This is a genomic window from Xanthomonas sp. 4461, assembly GCF_024806475.1.
Classification (GTDB): Bacteria; Pseudomonadota; Gammaproteobacteria; order Xanthomonadales; family Xanthomonadaceae; genus Xanthomonas; species Xanthomonas arboricola_F.
Genome location: NZ_JANTYV010000001.1, coordinates 1,063,054 through 1,080,726 on the forward strand (window position 1 = coordinate 1,063,054; position 17,673 = coordinate 1,080,726).

The window sequence follows — 17,673 nt, forward strand, 5'->3', positions numbered from 1 at the left end:
TACTCTTGACGCAGCCGAACCGCCAGCCTCAGCCGCCCTGCAACAACGCCGCACGGATGGCATGCAGCTGCACCTTCACTGCGGCAGCCTGGGTCGGCCCCAGCCGCAGCAATGCCTTCTGCCCGACCGACGCAGATTCCAGCGCAGGATCGGCAAAGAGATAACGGCCACGCGCGTCGCGCACGACGGCGATCGGCTGGCTTGGCTCCGGCGTGCGCAGCAGATGGTCGATCACATCGATCACGCGGTCGTTGAAGTAACGGTCCGGCGCGCCCAGGTTCGCATAGGCCTGCTGAAACAATGGGTAGAAGCGCACATAGCTCCGCACCAGGGCGTGCGCATCCACGTTGGTGAACGCGGCGACGTAGGGCGCATAGCGCGCGGCATTGGCCTGGTCGATCACGCTGCGCTCGGCGGCGTTGGACACCTGCAGCTCGCCCGGCACCGGCTGCAGCACCGATGCGCGACGACTCATGCTGGGCTGGGTGAGGTTGTCCACCATCACCACCACGCGTTCGATCAGATGCGCGCGCAGCACGATCGACAGCGCGTCGTCGTGTTGCACAAGGTCCAGCAACGCCTGCCATGCGGCATAGTCGCTCTGTGCCAACGCAGGAATCGCTGCATCGGCTGCATCGACCGATGGCGTCTGCACCGGATGACGCGGCGCGGCCGGTGCAGGAGGTGACGGGGCAACAGCGGCAGCCACCGCGCTCGCGGTCTGGCTGATCGGCGCGGGCAACGCGCCCGATGGATCGGAGGGCCCGCGGAACAGCCACCAGGCGGCGCCGGCAATGAGCGGCACGGCCAACAGCCACGGCCAGCGCGAGGACTTGGTTTGCATCATGGAACTCCTGACATCGACAACATCCAGGGTGTGACCATGAGATGGTGCGGTGGTTCCATCGATGTGAGGTGGCCGCGCATTCATCAATTGCGCGCATACATGGCCAGGCGAGGCTTTGGCATGCGCACGCAGCGCAAACACGCGATCTGCGCGTCATGCACCAGGCGGTCGACGCGAGGTCGGGCGCGAACGACCAACGACGAACCGCCGACGCCAAAAACGAGGCGTCATGCGCGACAAACCGCGTTCAATTGGCGAAGTTCAACCGCGCATTCACCCAGGCCGCCACGATTGCCGCTGCCACCTGATCGGCCTGTCTTGCAGGCACCTGTTTTTCGCGCACCAGCCACGCAGCGGTGTCTGCGCGCACCTTGGGCAACAGTACGCGCACCGCCTTGCGATCTGCCGCCGGCCACTGGCTGCCATCGCCGTCCCAGGCCGCAATCGCCTTGTCCGGATCGTCGCCATAGCGCTTGCGCAATGCCGGTTGCAGGTACAGCAGCGGCGACACCGATGCGCGCAGCGCAATCACGCCCCACTCGGCGTAGCTGGCATAGCGGATGGTGCCGGCGTCCTTGCTCAGGGCGTCGATCAGGGGATCGAACCCATCGTCCAGCTGCTTCCAGCTGGCCAGCGCAAACAAGCCGCCCGGCGGCTTGCACACCGGAGCGAACGAGTCGCGTGTGGAAGCATACAGCGGCCCGAATGCCTCGTACGCTGGCTCACCTACCGCCGCGAAAATGAAGCAATGCACATAGGGCCGATTCCCGCTGTCGTCTCGCTCGATCCACATGCGCAGCAGCGTGAGCACGCGTTCCTGCTGCGGCGTTGCAGGCGTGCCGGCAGCGTCATCCAGCAACGATGCCGCAAAGTCATCGGTCTTGCGCAGGGCCTTGCGCGCACTCTCGAATCGCGTATTCGCCAATGCGGCGTCCACACCGGCGGCAGGGACGAACTGATGCAGATACGCCAGCCATGCCGATGCCAGCGGTGCGTCGTACGTCTGCAGCTGCCGCGCAGCCTCGGCAGGCTTGCCGGGGATGCTGGCGATGATGCGGTCCAGCGCCTGCTGCTGCACGGTGAGTGCCTTGGCCAGCACATCGGCCCTGGCGGTGAGGCTGCGCCGCAGGCAGTCGTCCGGCCTGGCGTCCTGCGCGCAGGCGTTGCGCTGCCGTAGCCAGGCGCGTTGTTGCTCGCGCACGCCGGCCACCGCAGCGCGCGGCGTCGTTTGCACCAGCGCCTGGTAGCTTGCGTCCAGCTGCTCGTCCAGCGCACCGAGTGCGGGCACTGCGCAGAGGCGCTTTTCGACCGGCGTACCGGCCTGTCTGCAGTCAAACGAGGCCGCCCACGCACCGCCGGCGCTCAGCACCAGCGCGCTGCCAAGCAGCAATCGGGCCACACGCGTGTGGTGTTTCACTGCATCGCCTCCTTGCGTGCCGGCAGCAGCGACAACAACAGCAACGTCACCGCCAGCGCGACGTAGGCGCCGACGAACTGCCAGCTGATCACCCGTGCCAGACCCTGCAGCGACCAGGGCAGGTAGATGCCGCCGCGCGGGTCCACCGAATGGATCAGGCCGAACAGCGTCAGGCCCGCAGCGACCAGCAAGAACACCGCACCGCGACGCAGCCGGCCATCGATCATCGCCGCCACCGTGGCGATCCACAGCATCGCGGTGATGATGAACCCATTGCCGAGCGCAAAGATCACCGCCAGTTCCGGCAGGCCGTGGCCATCCACCTTCGTGGTCAGCGCAACCAGTTGCTCCGGCGCGATCCAGCCCGGCGCCTTGATCGTCAGCAGGTACGCCACCGATGGCAGAAACCCCAGCACCATCGCGCCGGCATGCTGTTTGGGCGTGGCCTGGAACGCCTGCGTGGTGATGTCGATCGACACGTACACGATGATCGGCGCCAGCACCGCCAGCGGCAGCCACTGCACCAACCCGGAGATCACACCCAGCATGCCGCCGATGCCGACGAACACGCCGGTCAACAACGTGTAACCGGAGCGCGCGCCCATATGCTTGTAGGCCGGCTGGCCGATGTACGGCGTGGTCTGCGCCACCCCGCCGCAGACACCGGCCACCAGCGTGGCCAGGGCCTCCACCAGCAGGATGTCGCGGGTGCGGTAGTCATCGCCAGCGGCACGTGCGCTCTCGCTGACATTGATGCCGCCCACCACCATCAACAAGCCGAACGGCAGCAGCAATGGCAGGTACGCCACCGTGGCCGGCAATCCTTCGATAAAGCCCAGGTTCGGTAGCGGCAGCACGATCTGCGGTGGAGTCCACGCCGGCACGCTGAAGCCCGGCGCGCCCAACCCGGCCAGCCCCAGCCCGTAGTACAGCGCCGTGCCGATCACGAACGCCACCAGCACGCCCGGCAATTTGGTCGGCAGGCGGCCCTTGGCCAGCAGCACATACAGCAGCAGGCCCAACGTGACGAATCCAGCCACCGGCGAACGCAGGGTTTCCAGCAGCGGCAGCAGGCCCATCAGCACCAGCGCGATGCCGGCGATGGAACCGAGCAAGGCTGCTCGCGGCAGCGCGCGCGTGACCGCCTCGCCAACGAACGACAGCACCAGCTTGAGCAGGCCCATCACCACCAGCGAGGCCATGCCGAGTTTCCAGGTGGCGATGGCGGCCGCCTGCGGGTCCAGCCCCTGCGCCTTGAAGCCGACGAATGCCGGGCCCAGCACCAACAGCGCCATGCCGATGCTGGTCGGCGCATCCAGGCCCAGCGGCATCGCGGTGACGTCGTCGCGCCCGCTGCGTGCAGCCAGCCGCCGCGCCATCAAGGTGTAGAGCAGGTTGCCCACCAGCACGCCGAACGCGGTGCCGGGAAACATGCGCCCGAACACCACCTCGGCCGGGAACTGGAACATCCCGACCAACGCCATCGCGATGAAGCCAAGAATGGAGAGATTGTCGACGACCAGGCCGAAGAAGCCATTGAGGTCGCCGGCGACGAACCAGCGCGGCGATGCCGCAGTACGCGAGGAAGGGGCCGACATGGGAGCCAGGAAGCGTGGGGATCGGCCGATGGTAGCCGCTGCTCATCACGCGCGACAGCGCCGCGGTGGATCAGACCGTGTCGCCGCGACTGCGCCCGCCAGTCCTGCGTGCGGCGACCTTGAGGTGGCGACGCTACGCTACTTCATCGCCGCCTCGACCTCGATCCAGCCGACGATGTGGCCACGGTTGGCGCTGCGCTAGCGCACCGGCACCGGCACCGGCGTGGTATCGGTGCCGACATCCAGCGCGGTGGCACGCCGGTGCGTGCCGATCGTCACCTCGCACTGGTATCTCAGGCCACCACCGCGCATGACAGCCCGCCAAGTGCGGCAGACAACGCCACGCGTGCAGCGCTCACGCGCATTCGGTGCAGCGTTTCAACGCGCATGCTCACCAGAGCCGGCAGATGACCCTGCACAGCGTTGCTCGCTGGATGGGCGCAAATGAGGCGTATCACTGCAACGTACGCGCAGCACAGACAGATGCCGATTCGAGCGCCGCCTGTGCACGCGCTACCGACACACAACCGCGCTGGCAGCTGCTCCGATCGACACCTCTCAGAACGACACCTCCACCGCCTGCCGCGACCACAGCACCGACTGGTGGCCGGTGGCCTGCTTCCAGGCCAGCCGGATCGCTTCGATGTCGCGGCGCCGCTGCGGGGTGTCCTCGTGCAGGATCACCAGCACCTTGGTGCCCAGGCGGTTCGGCTCCTTGGCGCCGCGGAACAGCCACTGGCCGTAGGCATCGAACACGGTCAGCCCATCGGGGAAGCGCGGGGTCACTTCCTTGTCCAGAAACGCGCGCCATTGCGTCTGGTCGATGGTGCGGGTCTGCGGACGGTCGGCCGGGCCGGTCTCCTCGCCCACGCCAAAGTAGAGCTCGCTGCGTATCCAGCCATGCGCATCGCCGGGACGTTGCGCATCGCCCTGCATGCTGGCGGTGGTCGCCGCCGCGGGCGCCTTGCCCGGTGTGGTGGCGCACCCAGACAACGCCAGCACGGCGGCGATCAACACGGATGGCAGCAACTTCATCAATTTCTCCAACGTTTTCGGGGGGCTAAGAACGCCGATGCACACCGGCGCGGCCAGCGCGTACAAACGACCGGCGCAAGGGGGCAAGTGTACGAGCGGCACTGCTGCAGCGTTATGCCAGTCGTGCCAGCGCTCATGCGGCCGCAGCATCAGCTCATGCACGCGTGCGCACCGCGTCATCTCGCGCAGGCCTGAACAACGCGATAATATCTCTCCATCCGGATGAATGTAGGACAGTCCGACCCTTGCGCACCAGCCGGCCGGACGCCGACCCCGCTGCGCGTTTGCAGTTGCAGGAGAGAGAGCATGACCCGCCCCACCCTTTCGGCCATCGGCCTGGCCGTCGCCGTGGCATTGAGTGCCAACGCGCAGGCCCAGCAGGCCGCCCCCGGCGCCACCACGCTGGACACCGTGATTGTCACCGGCACCCGTGCCAGCGACCGCACCGTGCTGGAATCGACCGTGCCGGTGGACGTGCTCACCGCCGAAGACATCCGCAAGGCCGGCGTGGTCAATGGCGAGTTGGGCAGCGCGCTGCAGGCGCTGCTGCCCTCGTTCAACTTCCCGCGCCAGTCCAACTCCGGCGGCGCCGACCATATCCGCGCCGCGCAGCTGCGTGGGCTCTCGCCCGACCAGGTGCTGGTGCTGGTCAACGGCAAGCGCCGGCATACCTCGGCGCTGGTCAATACCGACAGCAAGATCGGCAAGGGCACCACGCCGGTGGATTTCAATTCCATCCCGATCAACGCGATCAAGCGCATCGAAGTGCTGCGTGACGGCGCCGGCGCGCAGTACGGCTCGGACGCGATCGCCGGCGTCATCAACGTGATCCTGGACGACAACCCCGAGCGCGGCGAGCTGGAAGCCAGCTTCGGCGCCTACAACACCGACGTGGAGCCGATCGATCGCCGTGTCACCGATGGCCAGACCAGCTATGCCAGCGCCAAGGTCGGCTCGCTGCTGGGCGATGACGGCGGCTTCTTCAAGGTTGGCCTGGAGCTGAAGAATCGCGAAGCGACCAATCGCGCCGGCTTCGACCAGATCCCGTCGTTCGAAGAACAGACCCCGGCCAACCTGGCCCTGGCCGGCCGGCGCAACTATGTGCTCGGCGATGGCGCCACCAAGGGCCTGAACGCCTGGCTCAACACCAAGATTCCGTTCAGCGCCAATGGCGAGTTCTACGCCTTCGGCACCTACAACCAGCGCGACACCGAAGGCGCCAACTACTTCCGCTACCCGGACGGCAGCGCCAACTGGCGCGAGATCTACCCCAACGGCTACCGGCCGATTTCCGAAGGCGAGAATCGCGACCTGCAACTCGTCGCCGGCGCGCGTGGACAGCTCGGCGACTGGGACTACGACGCCAGCGTCAACTACGGCCGCAACGACTTCACCTACCGCCTGCGCAACTCGCTCAATGCCTCGCTTGGGCCGGGCAGTACCACGCGCTTCAAGACCGGCGATTTCGCGTTTGCGCAGACCGTGGGCAATCTGGATCTGACCCGCGTGTTCGATGCGGCCGGCGCCACCCATACCTTCGGCACCGGCGCCGAGTTCCGCCGCGAGCAATACCGCACCCATGCCGGCGACCCGGCCAGCTATGCGGCCGGCCCGTTCACCGATCGCCCCACCGGCTCGCAGGCCGGCGGCGGGCTCACTCCGCAGGATGAGGCCGACCTGTCGCGCAATGTGGCCAGCGCCTATGCCAACGTCTCCAGCCAGTTCGGCGACAAGTTCTCCACCGACCTGGCCGGCCGCTACGAGCATTACCAGGATTTCGGCAGCCAGTGGACCGGCAAGCTTGCCGCACGCTACGCGTTCGCGCCGGCATTCGCGCTGCGTGGCGCCATCTCCAACAACGTGCGTGCGCCCTCGCTGAGCCAGATCGGTTACGAAGCCACGTCCACCGGTTACGACGCCGCCGGCCGGCTGACCCAGGGCCGCCTGCTGTCGGTCAACAACCCGATCGCCCGCGCGCTCGGCGCCACCGATCTGAAGCCGGAAAAGTCGGTCAACTACAGCCTGGGTTTCACCAGCAAGCTGGGCGACCACTTCGACCTGTCGCTGGATTTCTTCCAGATCGACATCGACGACCGCATCGCCTTGTCCGAAGACATCACCGGCGACACGCTGACCGATTTTGTGCAGCAGAACTTCGGCGTCGCCGGCGTGCAGAGCGCCAGCTATTTCCTCAACGCCGCCGACACCCGCACCCGCGGCGCCGAGCTGGTGGCCAACTGGCGCCAGTACGCCTTCGGTGGCGATCTGCTGCTGACCGGCACCTACAGCTACGCCAAGACCGAGCTGGAGAACATCATCGCAACGCCCGGGCAGTTACTGGCATTGAACCCGGACTACGTGCTGTTCGGCGTGGAAGAGAGCAATACGCTCACCGACGCCGCACCGCGCACGCGTGCCGCACTGGCCGCCAACTGGACCAACGAGCGCTGGAACCTGCAGACGCGCGTGAACCGCTACGGCAGCGCCACCCGCGTGTTCGACTTCGGCGGCGGCTTCGTGCCACGCCAGACCTATGGCGCCGAGTGGCAGCTGGATCTGGAAGCCGAGTATCACCTGGGCACGCAGTGGACGCTGGCCATCGGCGGCCAGAACATCCTGGACAATTACTCCGATCGTTCCATCGACGACATCGCCTACTTCGGCAACCTGCCCTACGACGTGCTGTCGCCGATCGGCAGCAACGGCGCGTATTGGTACGGACGGGTGCGGTATTCGTTTTAAGCCGGGATTGGCAAATCGGGAGTTGGGATTTGCAAGAGCAGCATCGCTGCGAATCCCTGATCCAGATTCGCCTTGTCCGCACTACCCCATCGTCTAGCCAGTCGGCAGTTGTTGGAACTTGGGATGTGGGATTGGCAAGCGCGGCTGCAACGAATCCCCAATCCCGACTCCCCAATCCCCGCCGTTCCATAACCTGAATCTCACACCGGTTTGCGCACACTAGCGCAATGGCAGACGCGCATTCCCCCCTTCCGTCGCCGCCATTGCTGGACGATGCCTGCGCATTGTTCCTGGACGTGGACGGCACCCTGATCGACTTTGCCCACAGCCCCGAGGCCGTGCGGCTCCTGCCCGAGGTACGCGAGGCCATTGGTCGCCTCAGCGAGCGCCTGCAGGGCGCCATTGCATTGGTGAGCGGGCGCCCGCTCGCACAGCTCGATGCATTGTTCGCGCCACTGCTGCTGCCGGCCGCCGGCCTGCACGGGCACGAACTCCGCAGCGACATCGCCGCACGCGCCGCCATGCCGCAGGACACCTCTGACTTCCTGCATGGCCTGCATCGGCGCGCTGCGGCACTGACGCACAAACACGCAGGCGTGCTGGTCGAAGACAAGGGCGTCGGCGTGGCGCTGCACTGGCGCGCCCAACCGGACGCCGGACCGGACGTGCTGGCCTTCGCCCAGGATGAAATCGCCCAGCTCCCCGGCTATCGCCTGCAACCGGGCGACCATGTGGTTGAATTCGTCCCCGAAGGCAGCAACAAGGGGCTGGCCGTCGAGCAGCTGATGCAGACCGCCGCGTTTGCAGGCCGCACGCCGGTGTTCGTCGGTGACGACCTCACCGACGAATTCGGTTTCGACGCGGCCAATCGTTTGGGCGGCTGGAGCATCCTGGTCGGCGATCGCGCGCAGACCAGCGCGCGTTTTCGCCTCGACGGCACCGCCGCTGTGCATGCGTGGCTCCACCACAACGCGCGCAACGCATCACCGTAGGCGCGCCTCCTCTCGTTACTTACAGGATCGTTTGCACCTCATGACCGAGCCAAACCTGGATCTGGGCGTCATCGGCAATTGCAGCTTTGGCGCACTGGTCGATCGACAGGCACGCGTAGTGTGGAGCTGTCTGCCCGCCTTCGACGGCGACCCGGCTTTTTGCAGCCTGCTTTCGCCCAAGACCGAAGGCGGCGACTTTGCCGTCGAGCTGGAAGACTTCGTCAGCAGCGAGCAGCATTACCTGCCCAACACGGCCGTGCTGCGCACCGTGTTGCGCGATAGCCACGGTGGCGAGGTGGAAGTCATCGACTTCGCACCGCGCTGGCGCAATAACGGCCGTTTTTATCGGCCTGTCAGCATCATCCGCCAGATCCGCCCGCTCGCCGGCAACCCGCGCATCATCGTGCGTGCGCGCCCGCTGGCCGACTGGGGTGGCCGCACCCCCGATACCACCTGGGGCAGCAACCATATCCGCTGGGTGTTGCCGGAATTCACCTTGCGCCTGACCACCGACGTGCCGGTGCGCTTCGTGCGCGACGGCTTGCCGTTCGTGCTCAGCCATCCGGTGAGCCTGGTGCTGGGCGTGGACGAATCGCTGACCCGCTCGCTCACCGGCTATGTGCAGGAAGCGCAGGAACGCACCGAGGAGTATTGGCGCGAATGGGTGCGTTATCTGTCCATTCCGCTCGACTGGCAGGAGGCGGTGATCCGCAGCGCGATCACGCTCAAGCTGTGCCAGTACGAAGACAGCGGCGCCATCATCGCCGCGATGACCACCTCGATTCCCGAAGCGCCCAATACCCCGCGCAACTGGGACTACCGCTACTGCTGGCTGCGCGACGCCGCCTTCGTGGTGCGCGCGCTCAACCGGCTTGGCGCCACCCGCACGATGGAGCAGTTCATCGGCTACATCTTCAACATCGCCACCAGCGACGGCACCCTGCAGCCGCTGTACGGCATCGGCTTCGAGTCGCAGTTGGAAGAGCATGAAGTCGACACGATGGAAGGCTACCGCGGCATGGGTCCGGTGCGGCGCGGCAATCTGGCGTGGATTCAAAAACAGCACGATGTCTATGGCAGCGTCGTGCTGGCCTCGACGCAACTGTTCTTCGACCTGCGCCTGAAGGATCAGGGCGACGCCGACACGTTCCGCCGTCTCGAACCGCTGGGCGAGCGCGCTTACGCGCTGCACAACGTGCCCGACGCCGGCCTGTGGGAGTTCCGCGGCCGCGCCGAGGTGCACACCTATACCGCCGCAATGTGCTGGGCCGCCTGCGATCGCCTGTCCAAGATCGCTGATCGCCTGGCATTGCCTGAGCGCAGCGTGTATTGGCGACAGCGCGCCGACAGCATCCGCGAGCGCGTCCTGCACGAAGCCTGGAGCGAAGAACGCGGCTACTTCACCGACACGCTCGGCGGCCACCGTCTGGATGCGTCGCTGCTCTTGCTGGCCGACATCGGCATCGTGGATGCCGACGACAGCCGGTTCGTACGCACGGTCGAGGCAGTCGGCCGCGTGCTCAAGCATGGCGATGCACTGTATCGCTACATCGCGCCTGACGATTTCGGCGAGCCGGAAACCAGCTTCACGATCTGCACGTTCTGGTACATCGACGCGCTGGCCGCCATCGGCCGCAAGGACGAAGCGCGGGAATTGTTCGAGCGCATCCTGGCGCGTCGCAATCACCTGGGCTTGCTCTCGGAAGACCTATCGTTCGAAGACGGCGAAGCCTGGGGGAATTTCCCGCAGACCTATTCGCACGTCGGTTTGATCATCGCAGCGATGCGCTTGTCGCGGAGCTGGCAGGAGGCGTCATGAGTCGTTTGGTGGTGGTATCCAATCGTGTTGCAGTGCCCGGCGAAACCCGTGCCGGCGGCCTGGCAGTCGGGTTGCTGGCGGCGCTCAAGGAGCGCGGCGGCATGTGGTTCGGCTGGAGCGGAAAGACCGCGCGCGGCGAGAGCGGCGGCATGCACGAGCAGACCGAAGGCGACATCACCTTCGTCACCATGGACCTCAACAAGCGCGATATCGATTCGTACTACAACGGCTTCGCCAATCGCACGTTGTGGCCGTTGCTGCACTTCCGCCTGGACCTGGTCGATTACGACCGCGCCAAGCGCGAAGGCTATCTGCGCGTCAATCGCCTGTTCGCAGAAAAGCTCGCACCGTTGCTGAAAGACAGCGACACCTTGTGGATCCACGATTACCACATGATCCCGCTGGGCGCGATGCTGCGCGAGCTGGGGGTGGGCTGCAAGATGGGCTTCTTCCTGCACGTGCCGATGCCCTCGGCCGATCTGGTGCAGGCAATGCCCGATCACGCGCGCCTGTTCAGTACCTTCTACGCCTACGATCTGGTGGGCTTCCAGACCCAACGCGACGCCGAACGTTTCAAGGCGTATGTGCGCCTGTTCGGTGGCGGCCGCATTCTCGAAGGCGATCAGGTCGAAGGTCCGGGCGGGCGGCGCTTCACGGCTTCCTCGTTCCCCATCGGCATCGACACCGATCTGATTGCCAACCAGGCAAAGGCGTCTGTCAGCAAGCAGGCGGTACGCGATCTGCGCGAGAGTCTGCGCGGGCGGCAGCTGGCGATCGGTGTGGACCGCCTGGATTATTCCAAGGGCCTGCCGGAACGTTTCCAGGGGTTCGAGCGCTATCTGGAGCGTTACCCGGATCAATCCGGCAGCCTCACCTATCTGCAGATCGCCCCGGTATCGCGCGGCGATGTCACCGAATACCGTCAATTGCGCGGGCAGCTGGAGCAGATCGCCGGCCATATCAATGGGGGGCATGCGGGGCCGGACTGGACGCCGTTGCGCTACGTCAACCAGAACTTCAGTCACGCAACCTTGACCGGTTTCTATCGCGCTGCATCGGTGGGCCTGGTGACGCCGCTGCGCGATGGCATGAACCTGGTCGCCAAGGAATTCGTCGCCGCGCAGGACCCTGAAAATCCGGGAGTACTGGTGCTTTCATTGCTGGCCGGCGCGGCCGACGAAATGAAGGAGGCGCTGTTGGTCAATCCGCACGATCTGGACGGCGTGGCCGATGCAATCGCAACGGCAGCGAGCATGCCGCTGGCAACGCGCATCGAGCGGTGGCGGGCGATGATGGATCACCTGCGCAAGAACAACATCAATCACTGGCGCCAGCGCTATCTGCAGGCACTCGCAGACGTCTGATCCTGCTCCGGTTAGGAGAAGGCGCCCGAACTCGCTGCAAGCTTTTCCTTCTCCCTCCCAACGAACAAGCCTTTCTTTCTCCGCGAAGCAAGGCACACAGCAATTCGACAGAGACAGCGATTCTTGCCTGCACACCCTTCAGCTGTCATCGCGCCTCAGCTCACGTGCCATCGCCCTTCGCCGCGCTGCTCGACTTCTCCGTAGATTCGGCGCATCCGAGCGGCAGGTTGGAACGGTGGTTCCTATTCCGTCACGGACAGGCGGTGCTCAGAGGTCTAAAATATTCGCATGATTAGCGCTGAGGACCCTGGGAGGGGCTGCGCGTTCATATCCAAGGTCGCCGGCAGCCTGTGCCAACGGGCGACCTCTCTCCCTCCACGACTTGTCGCCCATGGCGGCCCCAAGTCCTTCCTGACATCTCAAAATGACTGATCAATCCTCAAAACGTGGGCTAGGCACCTGGTTGCTGGTGGCCTATGCAGCGGTGATCGCCGTGCTCGGCGCGGTGCTCGCCTATGAAGGCGGCCGCCTGGTGGCCGTTGGTGGTTCCTGGTACTACCTGCTCGCAGGTATCGCGCTGCTGCTTGCCGGCGTGTTGCTGGCGCTGGGCAAGCGTGCCGGCCTGTGGCTGTTTGGCGCCACGCTGGCCGCCACGATCGCCTGGGCACTGTGGGAAGTGGGCCTTGATGGCTGGGGCCTGGTCCCGCGCCTGGCCTGGATCTCCGTGTTGGGCCTGGTGCTGCTGCCGTTCTGGGGCGTGGCGCGTCGGCGCATGCAGCCGCTGTCCGGCGCCGGCTATGTCGTGGTGACCGGCGTGCTGCCGATCCTGGGCGCCGCCCTGATCCTGTGGCCGCTGTTTGTGCCGCGCAACGTGGAACTGGCCGATGCATCCACGCAGCCGGCCGCCAACGCTGCCGCCTTCAGCCGCGCCACTGTGCCCAGCCCTGACGGCAACGTCGCTGCCAATCACGACGCCAGCAACTGGACCGCCTATGCCGGCTCCAACCTGTCCAACCACTACACGCCCGGTGCGCAGATCACCCCGGACAACGTCAAGAACCTCAAGGTGGCCTGGGAATTCCATACCGGCGATCTGAAACCGGCCGGCTCCAAGCTGGGCTACGCCTTCCAGAACACCCCGCTCAAGGTCGGCGAGCTGCTCTACATCTGCACGCCTACCCAGAAGGTGATCGCGGTGGAAGCGGCCAACGGCAAGGAGCGCTGGCGCTTCGACCCGCAGACCAATCCGAAGGCGATGGCCGGCGTTGCCGCCACCACCTGCCGTGGCGTGTCGTACTACCAGGCGCCGCAAGGCACCGCCGAGTGCCCGACCCGAATCTTCTGGCCGATGGTCGACGGCCGCCTCGGCGCGCTGGACGCGCAGACCGGCAAGCTGTGCGCCAGCTTCGGCAATAACGGCTACGTGGACCTCAATGCCGGTACCGGCAACACCAAGCCGGGCTTCGTCGGCCCGACCTCGCCGCCGGTGGTGATGCGCGGCGTGGTGATCCAGCCCACCGGCCAGGTGCGCGACGGCCAGGAAGGCGATGCGCCGTCCGGCGTGGTGCGCGGTTTCGATGCGCTTACCGGCCAGCTGCGCTGGGCCTGGGACCTGGGCAACCCGGCGATCACCGCCGAGCCGCCGGCCGGCCAGACCTATACCCGCTCCACCCCGAACGTGTGGTCGCTGATGGCTGCAGACGATGAGCTGGGGCTGGTCTACCTGCCCACCGGCAATGCCTCGGGCGACTTCTTCGGCAAGGGCCGCACCCCGCAGGATGAGGAATACACCGCGGCGCTGGTCGCCGTGGATGCGGCCACCGGCAAGGAGCGTTGGCACTTCCGTACCGTCAACCACGACCTGTGGGATTACGACATCGGCCCGCAGCCCAACCTGGTCGACTGGCCGGTCGCTGGCGGCGGCACTCGCCCTGCCGTGATCCAGGCCACCAAGTCCGGCCAGGTGTTCGTGCTGGATCGCGCCACCGGCGCACCGCTGATGCCGGTCAAGCAGATCGCCGTGCCGCAGGGCACCGATCATGGCGACTGGACCGCTGCCACCCAGCCGATCTCGCCGGGCATGCCCAACACCGTGGGCGCGCCTAGCCGCGAGGTGGAGACCATCATCGAATCCGATGCCTGGGGCATGACCCCGTTCGACCAGCTGGCCTGCCGCATCCAGTTCAAGCAGCTGCGCTACGAAGGCATGTTCACCCCGCCGACCCTGCAAGGCTCGCTGGCCTTTACCGGCAACCACGGCGGCATCAACTGGGGCGGCGTCTCGGTCGATCTGCAACGCGGCATCATGGTGATGAACAGCAATCGCCTGCCCTACACCCTGCAGGTCTATACCCGCGAAAAAATGAATGAGCTGGGCGTGGTGTCGGTATTCGACGGCAAGAGCAAGACGCCCGGCTACATGGCACAGAAGGGCCTGGCCTACGGCGCACGCAAGGAGCCGTGGATGTCGCCGCTCAACACGCCGTGCGTGGCACCGCCGTGGGGCTACATCTCCGGCGTGGACCTGCGCACCCAGCAGGTACTCTGGCGGCGTCCGCTGGGCACCGGTTACGACCAGGGCCCGATGGGCATCCCGTCCAAGACCAAGTTCGAGATCGGCACGCCCAACAACAGCGGCTCGCTGGCCACCGCCGGCGGCGTGACCTTCATCGGCGCGACCCTGGACGACTTCATGCGCGGCTTCGACACCCGCACCGGCAAGCAGGTCTGGGAGACCCGCGTGCCGGCCGGCCCGCAGGCCGCCCCGCTGAGCTACACCATCGACGGCAAGCAGTACATCGTGGCCGCCGTGGGCGGACACGACCGCATGGAAACCAAGTCGGGCGACAGCGTGATCGCCTGGGCACTGCCGGACGATGCGCAGGCCACGCCGGCGAAGTAATCGCAGGCGCGCTCACGCAGTGACACAACAGACCGGCCGTCGCGAGACGGCCGGTTTTTTTTTGTGGGCGCGGCCTGCCGATTGAGCAGAGTGACGCTGCGCGGCTGGGGTGGAGCCATGGCGTGCGGTCGGACTCCGTGGCTGCAGCAGCAGGTCTCAACTGCACATCGTTGCGCCCGCCGATGACAGCTGTGCCGGAACCGCGGCTTGACGGCCGGAGCATCTGCATCGCCCTGACCTCTCCTCGGATTGCCGTTTTTTCCGACGCTCCCGGATCACCGCGCGCGACGTTCTGCTGCTGCGATTTCCCGATGCCCAGGGCAACGTCATGGCGTCGCTGTGTGCCGGCGCTGACGTCAGCGCGGAACCTGGCGACCGGCAGACCCTGCAAAGCGAACCGGTCGCCGCTACCAGATCACTGAGAGACAGGCCGCCCAGGTGCATTCCATCGGAGTGCAGACTGCCTCAACCGTGGCGGCATAAATTCACACGAAATTTACAAATACAGGTGCCGATTTCGCACGCCGGCCGACCGCCGGGAGCTTGCACACGCTCACTGAAACCGCTTCCAAATCAACCACATCGGCTGTTTCCCGGCTCGGCGGCCCGCATTCCGACAAACGGTCCGTTCACACCATCATGATTCAGACCCAGCCGCCGATACCCCATTGCAGCCTACTCCTGCTGCACACCGTTCCCCCTTTCCCAGAACACACGTTGGACTCAGCCTATGTTGCCTTCACACGATGCCGCACCCGTTACCCGCCCAACAGCGGGCGCAAACGTTGCGCGTACGACCTGGACTGCATGGATGCCCGCTGCCGCACACCTCGGGCTGCTGGCCTTGCTGACGTTTTATGCCGCCACGCTGATGCCCGGCGGCGTCGGTAGCGCCCTTGCGAAGCTGTTCCCGGCCCTGCTGGTGCTCGGCGCGGCCAGTGTCGGCCTGTGGTGGTGGGCGCGTCATCGCAACAGTGCGCAGCTGCAGCAGGCGATGAATGCGGTCGCTGCGCTGGGCGAAGGCCGCTTTGAGCGCCTGGACCTGCGCAACGTTTCCGGTGAACTCGCACCGCTGCTGAAGACCTTGCAGGCGAGCCAGGACAAGCTGGCCATCCGCATCGACGTGATGGAGCAAGGCCTGCGCCATGGGCAGTTCGTGATCAAGGCACTCGACGATCTGGACACCATGATCCGCATCGCCGACGACGACGGCCAGGTGCTGTTCGCCAACCGCAAACTGCTGGCGATGCTCAAGCTGATCGAGCCGGATGTGCAGAGCTTCCGCCCCAGCTTCCACGCCGAAGGCTTCGTCGGCGGCAGCATCGGCGACATCTATCCGGACAGCCAGGCCGCCATCGACCGCATGCGCGCGTTGAATGCCTCCAAGGCCGTGCGCGCCCCGTTCTTCGGCCGCCAGATCGACTTCGTCTACAGCCCGATCATCGCCGCCGACGGCACCAAGCTGGGCACCATCGCGCAGTGGGTCGACGTCACCGCGCAGGTCAACGCCGAGCAGGCGCTGATCCAGATCATCGAGGCCGCATCGGCTGGCGATTTCAGCCGGCGCATGCAGCTCGACGGCATGGACGGCGTGCTGCTGTCGTTGGCACAAGGCATCAACCGCATCTACGACTCGGTGGAGACCCACCTTGCCGCACTGGCGCGCGTGATCGGCGCACTGGCCGAAGGCGACCTCACCCAGCGCGTGGACGGCGATGCGTACGGCATCTTTGCGCGTCTGCGCGACGACACCAACCAGACCGTGGCCCGCCTGACCGAAATCATCGGCGGCATCCAGACCGCCTCCGACACCATTCGCCAGGCCGCAGTGGAAATCGCTGCCGGCAATACCGATCTGTCCGAGCGCACCGAGCAGCAGGCCGCCAACCTGGAAGAAACCGCAAGCTCGATGGAAGAACTCACCTCCACCGTGAAGCAGAACGCCGACAGCGCACTGCAGGCCAACCGTCTGGTGGTGGGCACCGGCGAAGTGGCGCAAAGCGGCGGCCAGGTCATGGACGACGTGGTCGCCACCATGAGCCAGATCAGCACCGCCTCGCGCAAGATCGGCGAGATCATCGGCGTCATCGACGGCATCGCCTTCCAGACCAATATCCTGGCACTCAACGCCGCGGTGGAAGCCGCGCGCGCCGGCGAACAGGGCCGCGGCTTTGCGGTGGTGGCCTCGGAAGTGCGCGCACTGGCGCGCCGCTCGGCCGACGCCGCCAAGGAGATCAAGACGCTGATCGCCGATTCAACGGACAAGGTGGAGCTGGGCTCGGGGCTGGTGCACCGTGCCGGCGCGACCATGCGCGAAATTGTCGGCTCGGTGAAGCATGTCACCGACATCATGAGCGAGATCACCTCGGCCAGCGCCGAGCAATCCAGCGGCATCGAACAGGTCAATCGCACTGTCGCGCAGCTGGACGAGGTCACCCAGCGCAACGCCGCGCTGGTGGAAGAAGCCACCGCCGCCGCACGCAGCCTGGAAGAACAGGCGGTGGAACTGGCCGATGCGGTATCGATCTTCCGCCTGCAGCCTGCGCACGGCGGCAACGCGAATGTCGTGCGCGCAAGTTTCAACAGCGCGGCGGCCTAAGCCGCCAGCACAGCGCATCGCACAATCACCGTAGGAGCGCCCTCGGGCGCGACCGAGCATTGCCGGTAACGCCCCTCGCGCCCAGGTGCGCTCTTACGCGGAGCAAGCGTGCCTGCCCGCCATGCTTGATCCGGAACACGCCGCAGAACGACAAGCCGCACCGCAGGCCATCGCGCAAATCCCCGGATCACCGTAGGAGCGCCCTCGGGCGCGACCGAGCATTGCCGGTAACGCCACCTTGCGCCCAGGTGCGCTCCTACGCAGAGCAAGCGTGCCTGCCCGCCATGCTTGATCCGGAACACGCCGCAGAACGACAAGCCGCACCGCAGGCCATCGCGCAAATCCCCGGATCACCGTA

Annotated in this window: 10 protein-coding genes; 6 read left to right on the plus strand and 4 right to left on the minus strand. The window is 66.1% G+C overall.

What is annotated here, in order from left to right; genetic code table 11:
- Nucleotides 1-28: 28 nt before the first annotated feature.
- The 4 genes from FHY19_RS04620 to FHY19_RS04635 all read right to left on the minus strand — a co-directional run bounded on the left by FHY19_RS04620 (nt 29) and on the right by FHY19_RS04635 (nt 4,897).
- Nucleotides 29-844 carry a DUF3014 domain-containing protein gene (locus FHY19_RS04620; protein WP_259162265.1) on the minus strand — a complete coding sequence of 272 codons (816 nt, stop codon included), beginning with the start codon at nt 842-844 and terminating at the stop codon, nt 29-31.
- Nucleotides 845-1,094: 250 nt separating this feature from the next.
- Nucleotides 1,095-2,264 (minus strand): lysozyme inhibitor LprI family protein, encoded by a 1,170-nt coding sequence (locus tag FHY19_RS04625; RefSeq protein ID WP_259162274.1) that lies wholly within the window; start codon nt 2,262-2,264, stop codon nt 1,095-1,097.
- Nucleotides 2,261-3,862 (minus strand): hypothetical protein, encoded by a 1,602-nt coding sequence (locus tag FHY19_RS04630; protein WP_259162276.1) that lies wholly within the window; start codon nt 3,860-3,862, stop codon nt 2,261-2,263. Before FHY19_RS04630 ends, FHY19_RS04625 begins: the two co-directional genes overlap by 4 nt.
- A gap of 558 nt (nt 3,863-4,420) precedes the next feature.
- Entirely contained in the window at nt 4,421-4,897 is a 477-nt protein-coding gene (locus FHY19_RS04635) for a DUF3574 domain-containing protein (protein ID WP_259162277.1), read from the minus strand.
- 306 nt (nt 4,898-5,203) lie between these two features.
- Between FHY19_RS04635 and FHY19_RS04640 the strand changes: the two genes are divergently transcribed.
- The 6 genes from FHY19_RS04640 to FHY19_RS04665 all read left to right on the plus strand — a co-directional run bounded on the left by FHY19_RS04640 (nt 5,204) and on the right by FHY19_RS04665 (nt 17,315).
- A complete protein-coding gene (locus FHY19_RS04640) occupies nt 5,204-7,639 on the plus strand; it encodes a TonB-dependent receptor (RefSeq protein ID WP_259162279.1) in 2,436 nt (811 codons plus the stop codon).
- A gap of 227 nt (nt 7,640-7,866) precedes the next feature.
- The gene (gene otsB / locus FHY19_RS04645) at nt 7,867-8,631 is read left to right on the plus strand and encodes a trehalose-phosphatase (RefSeq protein ID WP_259162290.1); all 765 of its coding nucleotides are present in this window, start codon (nt 7,867-7,869) and stop codon (nt 8,629-8,631) included.
- Nucleotides 8,632-8,671: 40 nt separating this feature from the next.
- Nucleotides 8,672-10,450, plus strand: coding sequence for a glycoside hydrolase family 15 protein (locus FHY19_RS04650; protein WP_259152340.1), 1,779 nt, complete (start codon nt 8,672-8,674; stop codon nt 10,448-10,450).
- The gene (gene otsA, locus FHY19_RS04655; RefSeq protein WP_259162292.1) at nt 10,447-11,814 is read left to right on the plus strand and encodes an alpha,alpha-trehalose-phosphate synthase (UDP-forming); all 1,368 of its coding nucleotides are present in this window, start codon (nt 10,447-10,449) and stop codon (nt 11,812-11,814) included. Before FHY19_RS04650 ends, otsA begins: the two co-directional genes overlap by 4 nt.
- 463 nt (nt 11,815-12,277) lie before the next feature.
- On the plus strand, nt 12,278-14,716 hold the full coding sequence (locus tag FHY19_RS04660; RefSeq protein WP_259163960.1) for a membrane-bound PQQ-dependent dehydrogenase, glucose/quinate/shikimate family: 2,439 nt from the start codon (nt 12,278-12,280) through the stop codon (nt 14,714-14,716).
- A 730-nt stretch (nt 14,717-15,446) separates the two neighbouring features.
- Nucleotides 15,447-17,315: a methyl-accepting chemotaxis protein gene (locus FHY19_RS04665; RefSeq protein WP_259162307.1), complete on the plus strand. Its 1,869-nt coding sequence runs from the start codon at nt 15,447-15,449 to the stop codon at nt 17,313-17,315.
- Nucleotides 17,316-17,673 lie beyond the last annotated feature (358 nt).